At 39.1% G+C, this 18,964-nt stretch carries 20 protein-coding genes, 1 tRNA gene and 1 other annotated feature; all 21 genes read right to left on the reverse strand.

Going from position 1 to position 18,964, the window contains the following annotated elements:
- Window positions 1–12: 12 nt before the first annotated feature.
- Complete coding sequence (locus QRX23_RS07245) at window positions 13–885, reverse strand: phosphate ABC transporter substrate-binding protein PstS family protein (RefSeq protein WP_330155153.1); 873 nt, start codon at window positions 883–885, stop codon at window positions 13–15.
- A 100-nt stretch (window positions 886–985) separates the two neighbouring features.
- Window positions 986–2,134, reverse strand: a complete 1,149-nt coding sequence (locus tag QRX23_RS07250; RefSeq protein WP_330155154.1) for a hypothetical protein — start codon at window positions 2,132–2,134, stop codon at window positions 986–988.
- A gap of 108 nt (window positions 2,135–2,242) precedes the next feature.
- The gene (locus QRX23_RS07255; RefSeq protein ID WP_330155155.1) at window positions 2,243–3,022 is read right to left on the reverse strand and encodes a TIGR01457 family HAD-type hydrolase; all 780 of its coding nucleotides are present in this window, start codon (window positions 3,020–3,022) and stop codon (window positions 2,243–2,245) included.
- Window position 3,023: 1 nt separating this feature from the next.
- Entirely contained in the window at window positions 3,024–3,695 is a 672-nt protein-coding gene (locus QRX23_RS07260; RefSeq protein WP_330155156.1) for a YutD family protein, read from the reverse strand.
- Window positions 3,696–3,713: 18 nt separating this feature from the next.
- Window positions 3,714–5,090 (reverse strand): bifunctional metallophosphatase/5'-nucleotidase, encoded by a 1,377-nt coding sequence (locus QRX23_RS07265; RefSeq protein WP_330155157.1) that lies wholly within the window; start codon window positions 5,088–5,090, stop codon window positions 3,714–3,716.
- Between the two features lie 4 nt (window positions 5,091–5,094).
- Entirely contained in the window at window positions 5,095–5,715 is a 621-nt protein-coding gene (locus QRX23_RS07270; RefSeq protein WP_330155158.1) for a metallophosphatase, read from the reverse strand.
- A 15-nt stretch (window positions 5,716–5,730) separates the two neighbouring features.
- Complete coding sequence (locus tag QRX23_RS07275) at window positions 5,731–6,183, reverse strand: hypothetical protein (protein ID WP_002827765.1); 453 nt, start codon at window positions 6,181–6,183, stop codon at window positions 5,731–5,733.
- Window positions 6,184–6,186: 3 nt separating this feature from the next.
- Window positions 6,187–7,284, reverse strand: coding sequence for a M24 family metallopeptidase (locus QRX23_RS07280; protein WP_330155159.1), 1,098 nt, complete (start codon window positions 7,282–7,284; stop codon window positions 6,187–6,189).
- Window positions 7,285–7,323: 39 nt separating this feature from the next.
- Entirely contained in the window at window positions 7,324–8,430 is a 1,107-nt protein-coding gene (gene menC / locus QRX23_RS07285; RefSeq protein WP_330156132.1) for an o-succinylbenzoate synthase, read from the reverse strand.
- Window positions 8,431–8,460: 30 nt separating this feature from the next.
- Window positions 8,461–9,264 carry a 2-succinyl-6-hydroxy-2,4-cyclohexadiene-1-carboxylate synthase gene (gene menH / locus QRX23_RS07290; RefSeq protein WP_330155160.1) on the reverse strand — a complete coding sequence of 268 codons (804 nt, stop codon included), beginning with the start codon at window positions 9,262–9,264 and terminating at the stop codon, window positions 8,461–8,463.
- Window positions 9,261–10,940, reverse strand: a complete 1,680-nt coding sequence (gene menD / locus QRX23_RS07295) for a 2-succinyl-5-enolpyruvyl-6-hydroxy-3-cyclohexene-1-carboxylic-acid synthase (RefSeq protein WP_330155161.1) — start codon at window positions 10,938–10,940, stop codon at window positions 9,261–9,263. Before menD ends, menH begins: the two co-directional genes overlap by 4 nt.
- On the reverse strand, window positions 10,933–12,114 hold the full coding sequence (locus QRX23_RS07300) for an isochorismate synthase (protein ID WP_330155162.1): 1,182 nt from the start codon (window positions 12,112–12,114) through the stop codon (window positions 10,933–10,935). The genes menD and QRX23_RS07300 overlap by 8 nt, the downstream gene beginning before the upstream one ends.
- Window positions 12,115–12,318: 204 nt before the next feature.
- Window positions 12,319–13,509, reverse strand: coding sequence for a DUF2075 domain-containing protein (locus tag QRX23_RS07305; RefSeq protein ID WP_330155163.1), 1,191 nt, complete (start codon window positions 13,507–13,509; stop codon window positions 12,319–12,321).
- Between the two features lie 137 nt (window positions 13,510–13,646).
- Window positions 13,647–14,000 (reverse strand): YisL family protein, encoded by a 354-nt coding sequence (locus QRX23_RS07310; RefSeq protein ID WP_330155164.1) that lies wholly within the window; start codon window positions 13,998–14,000, stop codon window positions 13,647–13,649.
- 61 nt (window positions 14,001–14,061) lie between these two features.
- Window positions 14,062–14,724: an ABC transporter ATP-binding protein gene (locus tag QRX23_RS07315; protein WP_002827774.1), complete on the reverse strand. Its 663-nt coding sequence runs from the start codon at window positions 14,722–14,724 to the stop codon at window positions 14,062–14,064.
- A 20-nt stretch (window positions 14,725–14,744) separates the two neighbouring features.
- Complete coding sequence (locus QRX23_RS07320) at window positions 14,745–16,199, reverse strand: ABC transporter permease (RefSeq protein WP_330155165.1); 1,455 nt, start codon at window positions 16,197–16,199, stop codon at window positions 14,745–14,747.
- A gap of 180 nt (window positions 16,200–16,379) precedes the next feature.
- Window positions 16,380–16,691 carry a 50S ribosomal protein L27 gene (rpmA, locus tag QRX23_RS07325; RefSeq protein ID WP_002827793.1) on the reverse strand — a complete coding sequence of 104 codons (312 nt, stop codon included), beginning with the start codon at window positions 16,689–16,691 and terminating at the stop codon, window positions 16,380–16,382.
- Window positions 16,692–16,716: 25 nt separating this feature from the next.
- Window positions 16,717–17,019: a 50S ribosomal protein L21 gene (rplU, locus tag QRX23_RS07330; RefSeq protein ID WP_040760485.1), complete on the reverse strand. Its 303-nt coding sequence runs from the start codon at window positions 17,017–17,019 to the stop codon at window positions 16,717–16,719.
- A gap of 28 nt (window positions 17,020–17,047) precedes the next feature.
- Window positions 17,048–17,123 (reverse strand) — a sequence feature (ribosomal protein L21 leader region).
- 157 nt (window positions 17,124–17,280) lie between these two features.
- Window positions 17,281–17,354, reverse strand: a tRNA-Arg gene (locus tag QRX23_RS07335).
- A 64-nt stretch (window positions 17,355–17,418) separates the two neighbouring features.
- Window positions 17,419–17,934: a hypothetical protein gene (locus QRX23_RS07340; protein WP_002827796.1), complete on the reverse strand. Its 516-nt coding sequence runs from the start codon at window positions 17,932–17,934 to the stop codon at window positions 17,419–17,421.
- Between the two features lie 4 nt (window positions 17,935–17,938).
- A complete protein-coding gene (locus QRX23_RS07345) occupies window positions 17,939–18,964 on the reverse strand; it encodes a hypothetical protein (protein ID WP_040760487.1) in 1,026 nt (341 codons plus the stop codon).

Consider the following 18,964-nt stretch of genomic DNA (forward strand, 5'->3'; position numbering starts at 1 on the left):
GGCCTAAACTCCTTAATCTACTTTATTTAACTTACCATTTTCATCGCGAGAAACTTTCATATCATGAATTGATATATATCCTAACTTTGGAACAAGTGTTTTTTGAATATGTTCTGAATCAATATAAGCGAGGAATTTCTTGACTTCACCGGTTGGTTGACCTTTCGTGTAGATATGCTCGTAGGACCAAATTGGCCACTTTCCTGAGATAACATTCTCATTTGTAGCAGCAACACCATCAATTTTTGGTGAAATAACTGACTTATTCAAGTATCCAAATGAGACATACGAGATGGCTCCTGGCGTTGAACTAACCATTGATTGAACAGTTCCTGAGGAATCTTGTTCTTGAGAATCCGCTGATTTAGCACCATCAAGACCCCACTTCTCAAAAGTAGCTCGTGTACCAGAACCAGTCACACGATTAATAAGTATGATTGGCAAATCAGCACCACCAACCTGGCGCCAATTTGTCACTTTTTTTGTAAAAATTGCAATTAATTGTTTTTTAGTTAAATGATCAACGTGTGCTTCTTTGTTAATCATTGGTGATATACCGACGACGCTGACCTTATGATCAACTAGCTTTTGCGGATTGATACCGTCCTTTTCACCAGCGAACATATCAGAGTTTCCCAGGTCAACGGCACCGGATTGGATTTGTGCTAATCCAGTACCTGTACCACCACCTTGTACGTTAATATAAACGCCAAGATTTTTACCAGCAAAATCCTCTCCTGCTGCCTCTACTAGTGGCTGTAATGCTGTCGAACCAACTGCAGTGATATTCACGCCACTATTTTTTTGTCGCGTTGCGTAACCAAATGTTAATAGGCAGCCAGCAACAACCACGATTGCAGCACTTATCAACCAATTGCGTTTCATTCGTGAACGCCTCCTAAATTTATTTTGCTATGACCATATATTTATTATCTCTAATCTTTGTAAATGTGATACCTATTTTTTGTAAATTTTTCCTTTACATTTAATAATTTTCCCAAATAACCGTCCAACATTGTCGTGAACATTGTATTTTCCGGTGCTGACTCATCACGGTTAATGGTTTGCTTGGTTGCACGACCATTTGCTGGTTTGTTTGCCTGATTTTTATTTTTTGTCCATCACGGTCAAACGTTAATTCACGCCTACCTAATAAAGGTAATCGTGGCCAATTTTCAATAACTAATCGTTCATCAACAAAGCAACCACCAATTAGTTGCTGCCAAAACCCAGTAAGAATTGGTACCCAGTCACATTGCCAAGTCAAACAATTAAAATCTCCGGTAACGTCTAATGGTGGTGCCCATAATAATTGTTGAATTTCTGCAATTGATTTTACGAAATGTACTTCATACATTAAACGACGATATAATCTTGCCCAACGATAACCTGTTTCCCATTTAATATCAAATAATTGCCAGTAATCTTCCCATAATTGACGGTGATGACCAAATGTTTTTTTAAATAATTGCGTTTCTATTACTAGTTTATCATGTGCCTCATAAAAAACGTGTTTCCCATTTTTTCGTAATGGACTATTACTTATCCACTCATCTTTGGTTGATAAGCCAATTGATATAAACACCGGTTTACTAGATGTCACCATCATTCGTTGTCCTACCCACTGATTAGTTTCAACTGAGCGTATTTTCAAGATAGTTAGTTGACAGTACTGAGTCAACATATACGTTATGATTTGACAGCCGTATAAATACTCTTCGCTCACTGTCCAAATTGTCTGGTTATCAATTGGTAGGTGTTTTTGATTTAAATAAATTGTACGCAAATCTGCTGGTTTTAATGCGAACGATTGATCCGCTATGCCATAACACTGACGTTCACACCACACGGCACTATCATTCAATTCACGCCATCGATCAGACTGACATACTGTGATGTGACATAACTCCGCCCAATTATATGCCCAAATCTTTGTTAAAATTATCCACTTCATCGGATTACTCTTTGCAAATCCGTCATCGATAATTTGCATGTACCCATTTGGACCAAGTGACTCACACGTACCGCGAAATTTTAGGTACATGGTTTGATTAGTTGCATCAGTCCACTTACCTAAATAGGTCGTCTGCTCATAAACACCCATTGTCGTTAAACGAAAGATAATCTTTTTCATCAAGGTATCCCCGACATGTTTTAATTTGCCATGATTATGGCGCAACAGCAAAAATAAAACGCCAGCACTAGCTATTTTTTTACTAACCAGACTGACGATTCGTCAATGTTATTTTTCAATGGTCCAATCATCTAATGAATCAACCCAATGTGTTGGTTGTTTGGCTTGTTTTAATACATCATCTTTTTTCGAAACACCCGAATAAACTAGTAATGTATCAATGTCCGCACTCAAACCCGCCTTAATATCTGTATTATAGTTATCACCAACCATAATTGCTTCATGACGTTTAATTTGTAATTTATCTAGCGCACCATCCATAATGATATGCTCCGGCTTACCAATCACGATTGGTGCAGGTCTGACTGCTGTTGCCAAAAAGGCAACCACTGAACCAGCACCGGGCACCATCCCCCGTTCCGTTGGCAAATTGGTGTCCGGATTAGTTGCAACAAACATGGCGCCTTGTTGGATAGCCAATGTACCTTGCAGAATTTTTTCGTAAGTAACCGCTCGATCTAAGCCAATTGCAACTGCATCAGCAGGTGCTTCAGTTACTAGCTCAAAGCCCTTGGCTAATAAGGCTTGTTCTAATCCTTCTTCTCCAATCATCAATACACGATGAATTTGATCAAATTTTTCTAAGTAATCAGCCAATGCCATGGCAGATGTATAAACCTGATCTGGCGTTGTTGGAATTTGGTGATTATTGGTTAAATTTTCAGCAACCGCCTCAGGTGTTTTCGTCGAATTATTGGTCACAAATAAATATTTTGTTTGACTAGCCGCTAAACGATTAATAAAACGACGGCCACTAGGAAATTGTTTCGTTCCTTGATAAATCGTACCATCTAGATCAATTAAATATCCATCGTAGTGTGTTGCCATATTATGCCTTATCCTTTGTTTTATTTTTTGAACGTTCCCTTACTTGAAAATGGCGACGTTTCTTTGAACCAGAAGTAGCAACCGAATTTGAACGGTTTGCAACATGCTTTTCAGGATTGTGTCCTGAATTGATCCGTTCTTTCGTCACTGGCGTACTTTTATGCTTTTTATTTTCATGATGCGTACCACCATGATTCTGCTGTTTATTGGCATGCTTTTTATTTGCCGATCCATTACTACTATGACGATGTTGGCGACGACGTCTCTTAGACTTAGTACTTTCTTTTTCTTCAACATCAACAACTTCATGAGGTGCCAAATTTTCTAAAACAAAAAACGGTGCGCCAAAATTGGCTTCCTCATACAAAAAATCTTGCAAAGCTGATATTTGTTGACTACGTGCGATGCCTTTTGTACCATCCTTGTAGAACCCTTGTAGTCGTAGTTGATCTGCCGCAATATCTCCCACAATAAAATCATATTTTTCTAAGAAGTCACTAAAACGAGCTGCCATTTTTTGTTGATCATAAGCTTCCCGATAATCTTTTACTAATCGATAAGGACGTTCATTAATAAAAATATCCTCTGGTGTATCACCCGTAGTAATTGCTGTGCTAGCTTGACGCTCAATAAATTGGGCATCAGCCAATTCTTTCATACGTTCTCGATTCATAGTTTTTTCTTTCTATAATTATGGTGCAAATTCTTTATGTAAATAATTTGCAAAGTCTTCTCTTAATACAGTATCGTATGACAATGTATTTTGGCCCATAATTTCCAAAGTTGGGAAATATGGAATGAACAAATAGTGATCTAATCCACCAATCGTATAGTAAGCTGCCATATCAATTGGTTGATCATGAATAAAGACATCACCATTTTCATCAATCGTTAACCCTGACCAAACGACTTGACCCCATAGGTTACCACGGAATCCCATCCCCTTTAAGCGATGATTTTCCAAAAAACGATTATTTTTCATGATTTCATGAGCTAATCGCCATAACTCACGTCCCTGTAAAATTGTCCGCATCGGATGAACAGCATGCGGTAATAGAGAATGCAAATCATTGGCTGTCACGACACCAGCTGGTAAATCATTTAAAAACATACCTGTCGATAACATAGCAATATCGGTTTTAGTACGGGCCATTAGTGCTGCTAAGCCCAAATCAATCAGCCGATGATCAAAATCTAATTCCATATGGTAATCTTCCGGTAATGTTGCGACTACCTGTTTCGTTAGTTGCTCCTCACCGCTTGCTTGATAACCATTAATTTCGATAGCATCACCATAAACAGCTGGCAAATCATCAGTTACAATTGTGCGTGCTTGCATGCTAACTAATTTACCATCTTCAACCTCAATATCAATTCGTCCAATATGATCACCATAACGACCAGCGGCCGCTAATAATGAATTAGCATGCTTTTCACCATGATCGAGTAAATGGTGGGTATGGGCGCCAATAATCACTTGAATCTCACTATATCGCTCCGCAATATAGCGATCCATTGGCAACCCAAGGTGAGAAAGTAATATATTAAAATCAGTTTTACCTGCTAATTCAGGCAATATCTTTGCTAAGGCGATATCAATGCGCTCAGGTGTCCAACCTAGTAATGGATAAGTCAACTCGAATGGCGCTGTAAATCCCAGAACGCCAATACGGGTCCCTTTATTAGTGGTAATAATACGATATGGCATTGCCCAGGCAGGTAATTCATTAGTTTGACGATCACGTAAGTTTCCCAAAATAACAGGGAAATTTGCCTCGTCATATAAATGGTTAAGCTGATCATGGTTTAACCCAAGTCCCTCATTGTTACCAATGGTCACACCATCATAGCCAATTTCGTTCATTAAACTAATATTTGCTTGACCAAATGTTGCCTCTGTCAACGGATGCTGACGATCCATAAAATCACCAATATCAAAGGTTAAAACACTATGTCCATCGCGGACTAATTGACGTTTACGAGTTAATAAATGACGGCGAATTTTTGGCCAGCGTTCCAAATGAGAGTGCAAGTCATTCGTATGCAAAATTGCTATTTGATCCGACATTCTTTCACCTCCGTTTTGCAAAATCGTCATGTTTACGTTGCATAATCACTTCAACTTCTTCTAGAGATAGTGGACTACCCCAGATTAGCTTTTTATCAGCTGGCAGATAATCCAAGTCGGCACTATCAACACCAACGTTAATATTCTCGGGGATTGCAACCATCGTATGATGAATATGGCCATGCAAATTAATACTATTTTGCGTTTGTCCAAGAATCAATGGGTAATGCGTTAAGAAAAATTGATGATGATTGGCTTTGACAATACGCCCCACATCTTCAAAATCAAATTTTGCATTGCCATCAGCTAAAACCGGGTTATGTGCTGCCAAATACTTAAATAGCGATCGCGAATCATGATTTCCTTTAATAAAAACAATATGTCCTTTTAGTTGATTCAAGATATCGGCCACCAGTTCATGCGCATGTTTCTCGGGACGGACGTGGTTCATCATCGCGATATCACCAAGATGATAGACTGTATCCTTTTCATCAACACGTTGATTCCAAGCATCAATCAAACCAGCATGTTCATCTGGTAAATTATTATATGGGCGTGGTGAAAAATGTTCACTTAATAATAATTTTTCATGATAAAAATGTGTATCTGCAATAAAAAATTCCATTGTCAGCCCCTTTTCTTAACGCAATTTACCACCCGCATAACTATTTAGCCACTGTACAAACTGCGAAAAATTTTCTGGATAATCATTATAACCAATGATTTGGTATGGTTTTTCTTCATTATCCCGCTTTACTGTCAATCCCCATTCTTTTACAGGACCAGGGGATTGTTGCTGATATTCTGGCTGCCAATCGGCAGTTATTAATTCTAGTTGGCGTTCAATATTCGGCCATTGAAAAGTAATATTTTGCCAAACCGATGAGAATTGTCGTAAATCTTTATCAGTCAAAATATTACGTTGATTTTCTTGTGAAAAATCGAAACTCTCTGCTGTGATATCCATAATTGCTGCATCAAGGCTAGCCGGTGCATTAATATAGAATGCATGATTTTCAACTTTCTTTGCATAAATATAATCGAAGCCAGTTGCTAAATTACCTTGATAAAAAGTTAAATATTCTAATGCCATATTTTATCTATCAATCACAATCAAATCTGTTGTGATGCCCTCAGTTAAGTTTTCAAAGCCATCCGGCGTTACGATAACATCATCTTCAATTCTAACGCCACCTTTATCGGTAACATAAATGCCTGGTTCAATTGTTAGAATCATACCTGTCTTAATCTGCTCTTCTGCTGGTACATGACCAGAAAGAATCGGTCCTTCATGGATATCTAGACCGACACCATGGCCTGTCGAATGAGTATATTGCTCACCATAACCAGCATCAGTGATTATCTGACGAGCCACATCATCTAAATGACTGACCGAAACGCCATCTTTAATAGCTGCAATCGTTGCTTTTTGTGCGCGTAGTACAACATCATAAATGTTTTGTGATTCGTTATCTAGCTCACCAAAAGCAATCGTGCGCGTAATATCAGAAGTATAACCCTCAACATAATATCCAAAATCAATCGTCACTAATTCACCTTGAGCAATTGGCTTATCTGAATAAGTACCATGTGGCAACGCCCCTCGGTATCCCGAAGCAACGATTGTATCAAATGAAGGCTTGTCGGCGCCATGTTGTTTCATCTTATAGTCTAATTGATTAGCGACTTCACGTTCAGTCATCCCAACATGTAGTTCTGACAACAAATCATTGAAGCCAGCAACCGCAACATCCGCAGCATGACGTAGCTTATTCAACTCTTCAGCATCTTTGATTTCTCGTAATGCTTCGACTAAATCCGGAACTGGTGCAATGTCAGTGCCAACAAAATTTTCATCGATATAATCAAAGTCGCGAAAGGCTAATGTATCTTCAAATCCCAACTTTTCAATCTTAAAACGACGTGCTGCAGCCATTGCCACACCCCAATAGTTACGGGTGACTAATAATTCAACACCTGCTGGTAATTGATTACGGTATGCGTCCTCATATCGTGAATCTGTAATCAATGCGGCCTTATCCTTACCAATTAAAACGAGTCCATCCCCAGTACCGCCAGTAAATCCTGTTAAATACTGCATATTAGTCCCATTAGCAACTAGTAACCCATCTATCTTTAAGGGTGTAAATACTTGCCGTACATTTTCAATTCTCGTAGTCATATTAGCCCTCATTTCTATATTACTTTCATTATATCAAATTGTAACACTAGCTTATTGGTAAACGATGGGTTCATGTATTAAATACTTCGCTACAGTCTGCCAATCAATTGCCACGCCAATCCCATTACGCTCAGGTAGCGGTAAACATCCTTGATGTACGTAAGGTAAGTCGAGACCAATATCGGCTTCAAAATAATGATCAAACTGTGCACTATCAGCAGGCACATGGTTCGCTCCTGGTAGACTGGCCAATGCCAAATCCACCGCGCGACCCAGGCCACTACCTAACATGCCACCAATCCATGGATTTAATTTGGCTTTCGTTGCTAAATTAATTGCTTGGTGCGCTTGATTAATGCCTCCTAGTTTGCCTTGTTTAATTGTCAACGCACGAGTGGTGTGCTCAGTAACGGCTCGTTTAACATCTGCTAACCCATTTAACGATTCGTCCAAACTCAATTGTAACTGATCAAGCTGTTGTTGGACGCTTTTATGTTCAAACCATGCACTAGCCGGAAAGGGTTGTTCAATCAATGCTAACCCGGCACGATCCAACGTTTTTAAACGTGCAATGTCGTCTATTGACCATGAAGCGTTCGCATCCAGTGAAAACATTTGTTCTGGAAATTGTGCTAGTAATTTTTTTATACTCGTGATATCCGTCTGCTGGTCAATTTTAATTTTAATTCGCTGGTAACCCCGCCCAATCAAATTATTCGCAACAGCTTGCGTTTGCTGCCAACTATCCTGTATGCCAATTACCGAACTGACAGCAATTTGTTTTTCTTGACCACCAATCATTGACCATAGTGGCTGCTTGACTTGTTTGCCATAGGCATCCCAGAAAGCCATTTCAACAGCTGACTTTGCAAATGATAAATGACTGTTATTTGTTAACCAATTAGAAACCATCTGTGGCGTGTCAAAATCTAACGAAATTAACTGTCTAGCCATTCGCTGAACCATTTGCAGAGATTGCAAATGGGTTTCAGGGACATATTGATCATCTATAAACGACTGTATCTCGCCATAGCCAGTAACACCATTGGTTAAAGTAATTGCCACCAATGTTATTGGCCGTTGCAAGGTCGTCCCATGAGCCGTTTTAAATGGTGACTTCAAGGTTAAGGATAGTGGATAAATTTTTATTTGTTGCACCTGCAAAACGAATACCTCCCAACTATTCAACTAATGATGTATTGCATTCAAAATATCAATCACCTGATTAGGTCGTTCGAAATGAACATTATGTCCAGCTTGTGGCACTTGACACCATTGTACGTTTGGCAGTTGTTGCTGCATTTTTTGATTAATCTGAGTAAATTTATGATCATCCATACCAGTTATTAAAGTAACGGGTATATGCATATACGCTAATTCTGGCCATAAGTTTGGCATCGCCCCAGTCCCAAAAAAGCGTAATGAATTAGCAACATTTTGTGCATTTTGGTTTAGCCGTTGTTCATGCATAAATAACTGTTGTGCAGCCGACATTCTTTTTTGACTTTTAAATAATGGTAGTTGCTCCCATTCACGGATAAACGTTGACATGCCAACTTGCGTAACGTGATCTGCCTTATGACCATCCGCAATAATTCGTTGTTGTCGCAAATCTTGGGTCACCAAGCCAGCTGTACCACTTTCTAAAATTAAGTGGTCGACTCGGTTCGGGACAGTATGACCAAAAACAAGCGCTAATCTGGCGCCCATTGAATAGCCAACTAAATTCACTTTATTAATTGACAGTTTATCCAAGAGTCGACAAATATCTGTCACTTGTTGATGTCCCATAAAACGTTGGGGTTGCTTGATTGTTTTAAGCTTAGAACCAAATCCTAATAAATTCATATAAATACGAGTACCAGTAGGTGTAATGCCTTGATAATCCGCTAAACTCCCCATAAATCCATGGAAAAAAAGCCAAGTTGGTTTCCCTGTCCCCTGAATTTCTAACTCATATTCATAGCCATTTATGATGACCTTTCTTCTCATGACAGCGCCTCTTTAATTGCACTTGTTAAATCATGGTGTGCGGTCACGTTCTTTTGACGATCACTTTGTACTTCGATTATTCGTAGTCGTGTGGCTGGTTTACGAATTAATTCTGACAACGTTTCGAGCTGATCAACCAATTTATACTCTGCATCATATAAACGTGCAATCCGTTCTATCACAATAGGCAATGGTGTCCCAAACATTGGTTCAAAGTAAGCAGCTGCCTCAGCTTGTGGCAAAAATGAAAAAATACCACCACCTTGATTATTGATGACAACAATTGTCATTGGAACATGTGCCTGATGACTTAACATCAATCCGTTCATATCATGAAATAACGTCAAATCACCCGTTAATAACGTGGTTGGTTTGCCAGACATGGCCATACCAAATGCCGATGAAACCGTGCCATCGATACCATTTGCACCCCGATTAGCAGCAATTTGAATTTGTTGCTCTGGCACAAAATAATTATCCATATCTCTAATTGGCATTGAATTAGCAATAAATAGTTTGGCATTTTCAGGCAAAGTGGCTAAAGCAGCAGGTACTTGGTACTCTATTGAATCTGTTTTTTCTGCCGCGACAACTGCCATGAGTTTACTTGTTAATTCTTGCCATTGAGTTAAGAAAGCTGCATTCTTAACTCCGGGTTCAGCTAATAAATCCGAAACGACTGCATTAGGATCTGCAATAACGGTCGTATGTGTATGACGACCATGGTCGTGTCCAGCATGTTCTTGACCGATTTGAATAACTGGAATTTCTTGATCCCGTAACCATGCAATCACTTTTGCCGAGACTGGTGTCCCACCAAAACGTAGCACAACATCTGGTACCAATGAGTCATCAATGACATCAGCAGCTAATAGACTGTCAATCCCATTAATTGCATATTCACTTGGTCGGAAATTACTTAAAACATCAGCTAAAACAGGTAACTGATAATGTGCCGCTAACTGTTCTAACTTTTCAATGTCCCATCCAATTTCATCGGGTCCCAATAACATCATTGCTTTTGGCTTACGTAACAGAGCTGCAATTGCTTGAGTGTTTTGCCAACCAGCTTGTCGTTGACCAACTAAAATTCTTTGTGGTGTCACGGTTGGCCATGATTCAGCCAATTTTGGCATTAATGGTTTACGCAGTGGTAAATTAATTTGTATTGGTCCCATTGGATGCGTTAGTGCCATCCCCACTAATTCCTGAACATGATAATCAATATATGCCGTCACATCTTCATGATCATCTTGCATTTCAATAGCTGCATATGCTTTCGTATGGCGTCCATACAAATTTTCTTGTTGGACAGTTTGTGGCGCCCCAACTTGTTGCAATTCAGTTGGTCGATCAGTTGTTAGTGCGATTAAAGGCACATGTGAGATACTGGCCTCCATAAAAGCAGGTAAATAGTTACCAGTAGCTGTCCCTGACGTTGCCAATAAAACAACCGGTTGATGACTAGTTTTTGCAATACCTAATGCGAAGAACGCTGCTGAACGTTCATCGACATCAACTGTTACTCGAACATCATCACGAAGCTGTTGCATCTCAGCTAACAATAATGCAATAGGCGTTGTCCTTGATCCTGGCGAAACAACAAAATCATGAACTCCTTGTAAAACAAGTGATGTTAGTAAGTGCTTAATATTGCGTGTTAAACTGTCAGTCATTATTTATCTGCTCCTTCAATAAATTCATCATGGGTAATAATTTTAATCCTGTTTCTTGGTACTCCATCTGCGCATCAGACGCTGCTAAAATGCCTGCTCCAGCAAATAAAGTTGCTAGATTTTTACGGTACCACATCGATCTAATACCAACAATAAACTCACCATTACCATCCATAGTAATCATACCGATGGGTCCACTAAATAAACCTCGCGGCATTTTTTCTATCTGGGCTATTTCTGCAAGTGCCCAATCACGTGGCTTTCCTCCTAATGCAGGCGTCGGATGTAACTCAGCCGCAATTTCTAGCAAACTTGAATCTGATGCTAATTGACCAGTAATCGGCGTATATAGGTGTTGAACCTGTGGGGTTTTCAAAATTTGTGGTTCAGTTGGTACCTGTAATGATTTTACATTGGCGGCCTGCAATCGTTCCTTAATCTCAGCAACGACTGTTTCATGCTCAACACGATTTTTTGAATCATGCCACAATTCATCAGCCAGGGCTTGATCACTAACTGCATCGGCGCCTCGCTTAATTGTGCCTGCCACAGCTGCTGTTGATAGCTGGCCCCCTGTAACCTTAACTAACCGCTCCGGTGTTGCGGATACAAATAGCTCGCCACAATGCTTTAAAACAAAGTGATAGCTTGTTGATTGTGAATGTTGTAACTTTGAAAGTAATCGTTGTTCATCTAGTGGATCTGACAAAGTAACTTGACGTTGTCGTCCTAACACAACCTTTTCATGTTGTTTATTTTGTTTCATGTCTTCAATTGCTGTTTGAATCCGTAATGGCCAATCCGTTTCATCCGTTATTTGCATAACGTTTGTATCGAAAGTTGTTGTCTGGCGAACTAAATCAATTGGCAGACCCAGCATTTCGTGGTTGATCACATCATAAACAACTGCTGGTTGCATAAAATAGCCATTCATCAATTCCGAATCTGCAATTTGCTGTTCATCGAAGGCAAAGCCACCGAAGACTGGTTTGTTTTCATCGTTTTTAAGCGTTGCAAGCCAAGTTTTTACCTGGGTAAAAGAAGCTCCAATTAATTCAGCCTGCTTACCAAATCCATAATACTTCGTCTGACCATCAGGTGTTGCAAAATATACTGCATCATTGGCTAACGCAAAAGTCTTTTGTAGCTCTTCTTCTGTCAAAAATTTCACCATGATACCTCACTTATTTTTAATAATTGTTTCACTGTTGCAACGTTTTTTCCAACATAATTTTCTAATTTGTTACCTTTTGAGCAAAGTTTAGCGTATACTAAATTCATACAGGATAACGGTAGCGTAATACCCCTAACTGTTTTCCTGTGTCCAAAGCATGGAGATTAAGAACTAATTATTCTTAGTCTCTTTTTTGTGCTTCATTCACAGTTGCCCTAAACGATTTCTTAATTTGTCATCCGCTGCTGTTAAATATAAACCTCTTGTGCCACGGGTTAACAGTATGTTTAATACATGAAACATTACTGACTGCTTCATTTCTTCCATTGCTTTTTCATCAGTGATATGGGGTGTTTTCTTATATATTTCACGATGAGTCACTTTATCCGTATCAATAAATATCCGGTCGTTTTCCTCATCATACATAAATGGTGGCCCTAAAATAACACCCGCGTAGTTTAAATCAAATCCTTGAATTGTGTATATTGATCCCACTTCATTGATGGATGCAGGTCGTTCTGCCCACGGTGTCGTTTGAACATCATATTCATCCCAAGGCAAATTAAAATCATCGAGATAGACATTGTGCTCAGTTGCTGAACGTTTTACAAAACCAGTCGTCGCCAGCATCCGAGATAAACCGACTGCTTCATTACGCTGTTTAATTGTTGCATACATATCGGCAGCCCGTTCAAAAATTCTTAAATCATAATGCCCCATATCTTTGGGTAATGATAATATTGTCCCTGAGGCCAATGCTGATATCCATGTTTGAACACTGGCTGGTGCTTGCATTCGATATTGCATGGTCAATTCAAAAGTTTGGTGTGGATAGGGTGCTAGACACATTTCTAGTAATGCGCGATTCCAAAACATTTTTGATTGCATGACCTGGTTAAAATCAAACACAACAATCACAACCCGTGCCAGTTTAATTAACTCACTCAGCTGATTATCCTGTTTAAAGCGAATATAAGGTTCTGATTTAGAAAGTAACAAATGCCCTTCATCAACAACAATCACATCATAATGTTGTTTATTTTTATGCGCCTGATTAATTAAAGATGTTGGTCGCATATAGTCACTCTTTTTTAAACTAGTAACCGTCTCAGATAGTTCCTGATAAACTTTCAGTAATTCTGGATGATTCACAGTAAACTTATTCTTCAATCCATAGTAAGCACTATCAGGTTCTTTGGTACCCCGCTGCAATTTTTCAAATAATTTTGTTAAAATGACACTTTTCCCAGTACCCGCAGCACCTTCAATAACCACGACGCTATTAGTCGCTTGTTGCAATTGTTTTTGGATATAATTTTCTATTTTTGTTAATTGTTCCACTTGATTTTCCGTCAAAGCGGTGACATTAAATTTTTCTAGTGCAGAATTTGTCATAGTTCTAGTATACAATATGCAAGCCAAGTTTCACGGGCCATTTCACTTTTTTAAGATTAGATGATTACAGAAAAAAATGGCAAGAATTTAAAATAAACTCTTGCCATAACAAATGATATTTAATTCAAGATAAATCTTTAGAATGGGAACCCACTTGCTAAGTACATACCAAATAATCCCAGTAACAAAATTAGCACAATCACGACAATCGCAAAATTTCTGTTTAATTGTTGTCGCTTTTTCTTTGCAAAACTCATTTCGACGATTCCAATCAACAAAATCGCTAAAATCACCTTCACAATTGTTAATATAGGGTTTGACTGATAAGCATAATGAAATAACCCAATACCTGTTACAATCGCCACAATGTAATCCAGACGTGCAATCATCATGCTAATGACACTTACCCGCTTATTTGAGGTAAACACGGCTAGTGATGCAACGATAATAAGTACTACCCACGTCATGAGATGCACCCACAAATTGATCATATCCTACCCTCCTGTAGAAAGATTACCTCTATCGTACACCATAACATTGATAAATACCTAATTACCCTTTAACTGTAAATCGACGGTCCTTTAATTCAATTTGAACATCAGCTTCTTTTGCAATATCACGATCATGAGTAATCAATATGACGGTCTTACCATATTCATGGGCCAATTCTTTAAACAAATCAACAATCAGTTCTGAATTTTCATGGTCTAAATTTCCGGTCGCTTCATCAGCAGCTACAATTGGTGCATCAACAAGTAATGCACGAACAATTGCAACACGTTGCTGTTCACCACCAGAAAGCTTTTGAACATTTTTAAATGCTTTTTCTTTATCAATACCAACCCGGGCTAATTGGTCGACAATATACTGGCGATCACCTTTATGTGAAGAATCAGTCACCGCTAGCGCCGTTTCAATATTTTGATAAGCCGTCATTGATGTCAGTAAGTTATACGACTGAAAGATCGTGGCAACATAATGCTGTCGGTATTTGGTCAATCCAATTTCATTAATTGGTTGACCATCAATAGCGATTTCACCCTCACGTGGTGCATCTAAACCAGCCAGAAAAGATAAAATCGTTGTTTTCCCTGAACCCGATTCGCCAACAATTGCATAGAACTTACTTGGCTCAAATTCAAGATTAACATCACTATACAATTTATTCGATTCGTCTGTGTACCAATGCGTTAATTTTTTTATGGTTAATGTCATGTTATTTCCTCACTCTCAGACTAATCAGCCTGCAAAATTTTCTTTGGTTTCATGCGTAGAATCGTAATACCGGCACCACTAACAGATAACAAAGCGATTAATATTGCCATCCCACCTAACTCAGCAATTGCTCCCGGTGTTAATACAGTATTTATATTCGTCATCTTGCTTGCTGTTCCAGCCATTCTCATGCCACCACCATTCATTGGGGCGCGGTTGCCTTGACCTTGACCACCTGATTTATTCATGCCACCACCAGGTGCACCTTGACTCATGGCAGATTGTTGCGAACTTTGTTGTTGTTGCACGAGACTATTTGAAATTGGACCTGAGACTGCAGTTCCTGCAGCAGTTGCAATGCCTAATGCGACTGCCAAAACGATTAATAATTCAGTAAATAACTGTGCAACAACTTTCATTTTTGTTTCACCCAATGAAACTAAAATACCAATTTCACGACGACGTTCCCGTGTTATTAAGAGAATAATCAACCCTAGAATCAGAACACCGGCTATTGCAACGACCCAAACAATCTTTGATGCAAAGCTAGCAACGCCTTTCATTTGCTTGGCAGCCGCCTTATAGGCAGCAGCATCACTCGTCAAAGTCATGTCTGAATCGTTCAAAATCTTCTTAGCAGCTTTTGTAAAGGCCTGTGTCTTTGATGGATCTGACATCGTGTAAGTCACATTTGAAACCTTGCCCTCAGTTCCTGCCAATTTGTTTGACAACGTATATGATGCATAGATTGTATTTGAAGGATCTTGACGTGAGAATCCATTTGTTGTCGTCTTAGCTTTATAGATACCAACAATCTTCACCGACGTTTTCTTCGATGAATCAGAAGAATCAGCAACTTTTATGCTATCACCAACTTTTAAGCTATTAGCTGTAGCCAATTCAGATTCGATCACAACATTATTTTTATTTTCATCACTGGTCTTGATACCACGACCACTAATAATTTTCGCTGTATTATCCGAAAAACTTGATGAACCAGCAGTCGTGCTGACACCATTAACCTGAATGTTTCCAGAACTTGAAGAGTTACCAAAAATTTGTCCACCCATACCATTTTGATTTGATGAAGATGTTGTTGAAACTGCATTAAAGCCACTCGCATTAACGGAAGTACTCGTCGATATATTGTATGATGCAACATTTGATAATGCCGCAATCTTTTTTACCTTTGTCACGGTTGTCGTTGCCTGAGTAAACGTTGGTTTCTGATTACTTGATGAAGTAGCGGATGACATTTGCTTTTGCATCTTCTGCATCATTTTTTCACGATTTTGTGACAAGGTAACTGTTGATCCAACAGAATTAGTTGCGGTTTTGGCCGACGTTAATGCCGCATTTTGAATAATCAAACCTGCCATTACAAACATCAAAATAACACTGGCCGTAATCATTAACAAAATTGTACGGCCTTTACGGGCCCACAGAGTGATCCCTGCTCGCTTTATAAAATTCATCTTTGTTTCTCCCATTCCGAATAATTTCTGTAATTTCAATATCATTATTCTATGTGTCCGAACTTTCATAAAAGTTAAAGCAGGCTCAATTGAAACTTAAGTTATACGAATTAGTCGGTGAAAAAACAATAAAAAAGAACCCTACCAACCGAAATTAGTAGAGTTCTTTATAGTTGCTAATTACTTAGCGATGATTTCTTTGTATTCTTCGCGAGATACAACTGATACTTGGCGCTTGTCACGGCCCAAACGACCGAACTTTACAACACCATCAGTCAATGCAAACAATGTATCATCGTTACCACGACCAACGTTAACACCTGGGTAGATGTGAGTACCACGTTGGCGGTAAATGATTGATCCAGCTTTGATGTCTTGACCGTCAGCACGCTTTGTACCTAGACGACGACCAGCTGAGTCACGACCGTTGGCTGATGAACCACCACCTTTGTGGTGAGCAAGCATCGTCAAGTTATTCAAATTTAATTGCATGATTTAAATCCTCCTATCCGATGGCTTAGGCAATTGAGTCAATGACAACCTTAGTATAAGGTTGGCGGTGACCTTGCTTAGCATGTGAGTGCTTCTTTGGCTTGTACTTGAAAGTAACAACTTTCTTTTCCTTACCTTGCTTCTCAACAGTTCCTGATACAGTAACACCTTCAACGTAAGGTGCACCTACTTTGCCATCAGCGAAGACAACTTTGTCAAAGACAACCTTGTCACCTTCTGCGGCATCCAACTTCTCGACGTAAATAACGTCACCGGCAGAAACTTTGTATTGCTTTCCACCGTTCTCAATGATTGCATATGCTGCCATGAGTCTGTAGACCTCCATAAAAATTTTTGTAAAAACTTAGACTCACCAATACCCGCGAATTCAAAGAATTACTTAATACAGGCCATGAGTGGTTGCAGTTTGTGAGATTCCACAAACACAACGTATAATATTATAACCTAATCATTGATCAAATTCAATGATAACAAGTTGATTGCCTGAAATAGGTACCATAAATTTACTGAAAAATAAAAAACAAGTCTTAGAAACGCTGTTGTATCAACATTTCTAAGACTATATCAATGCAACTGGTGGGACTCGAACCCACAACCGCTCGGGTAGAAACCGAGTGCACTATCCAGTTGTGCTACAGTTGCATATCAAATAGATGGAGCAAATATGCATCCGCCTCATCTATTGTACGTTTATTTGCATAATGAATCAAGCATAGTTGTCATTAAAATTTTCCTGAACTGCAAGATGAAGATCATGTTGCGAAATTTTCAACTCCACTAAGCCCAATTTCAGAAAGGAACGCCAAGCGTGCGAGAAGTCTGCTTGTCGCTTTTGATGATAACTATTGAGCAACATCGTCTTAATGCCCATAAATTGATGTGCCAAATGCCTTTGTGGAAAACGTTCAAATTGTGCAATGTCTTCATCAGTCATGACCATTAGGTGTGTCCACTGTTGTTTTAAACTGATGGTTAAAAACTGTACAAAAGCCTGACTATATAAGGCTAATATTTCTTGTTCATCACGCAAAGGCTGTTGTCCAGGCACATTCAATAGCACTGACTGCGTTTTAACTGCTAGCTCACTTAAACTAACATCTAAATTCAAATAGTCATTCAACAAAATTTGTTTTGGACCAATTGGTGTTTCCCATTGCATACTGACATCGTGCATCATGACTCTAGTTTGTCGCAAATACATTGCAATATCTAACTCTGTCATCTGACTACGACTCCTCTGATGTAGTGAGTGGCTGAGGAGACAATACTTCTGGTTGCACCGTGTCCTTTTTGGCCGCTGCTTCTTCGTGTGCAGTTGCTTCTTGTAAATCCTGATCAAATACAAGTGGTGCACTTTCAACCTCAATGTATTGTCTTTCAACCAAGTACCAAGCACCAATAAAGTCATAATCTAATAGGACATCCAACCATGACACACTATCCTTGCCGTCGATAACTTGGAAGTGCCACCTTTGTGCATCGGTTGCTGTGGCATCATTAACATAAAAGACACGAACTTCAACATTATTTTCCAAAACTAATCCTGCACCATTTGGAATTGCTTGTAAGAAATAATCCGAATCGGCTGATAATACAAAGAGCCGGTCTAAGATTCCTGCAGGCATTTCTTTTTGGCGTAGTGGGTATAGGAAATCATCTGTTGTCTCCAAAATATTGTAATCCACTTGATAACCAAATGTTGCTGCCATATACCGACCAAAATCGGTTAATAGCGTGACAAGTGGCCGAATACGAGCAACCGTTGTTTTCTTACGGAAATTTTCCACCAACAAATCCGTAATTGCTTCTGCGTTAAAGAAAATTTGTTTCCGAGTTAATGACCAATAGAATAAGCGCTTATCAGTTCCTAACTCTTTAAAATAAGCACCCCCATTTTGGTCTTGATTAACTTCAAATTGGAAAGTTGCTGGTACATCCAATTCTGGAAATACAAGCGTCAATTCTTCACGATCTGCCGGTGTTAAAATATCATATGCTGAGACTTTTGCAAAACTCAACAAGCGATCGAGTGCTAACATATACCAATCCGCTTGTGAGTATTGACGTGGTACAACAACCCATTCAGTATCAAGGGTCGCTGTTGTTAGTTGTTGTGCAAGCAAATGTACTTTCTTAGGATCATCTGCATTAGCCAATTCATTAACTTGTGCCAATAATTGCTGAATACGGCCAATATCATCAGCCAGAATATTAACATATGAATCAACACGTTTTTGTAGGTGTTCAGTCAT

It is taken from the genome of Weissella paramesenteroides (genome assembly GCF_036327715.1).
GTDB classification, from domain to species: Bacteria; Bacillota; Bacilli; order Lactobacillales; family Lactobacillaceae; genus Weissella; species Weissella paramesenteroides.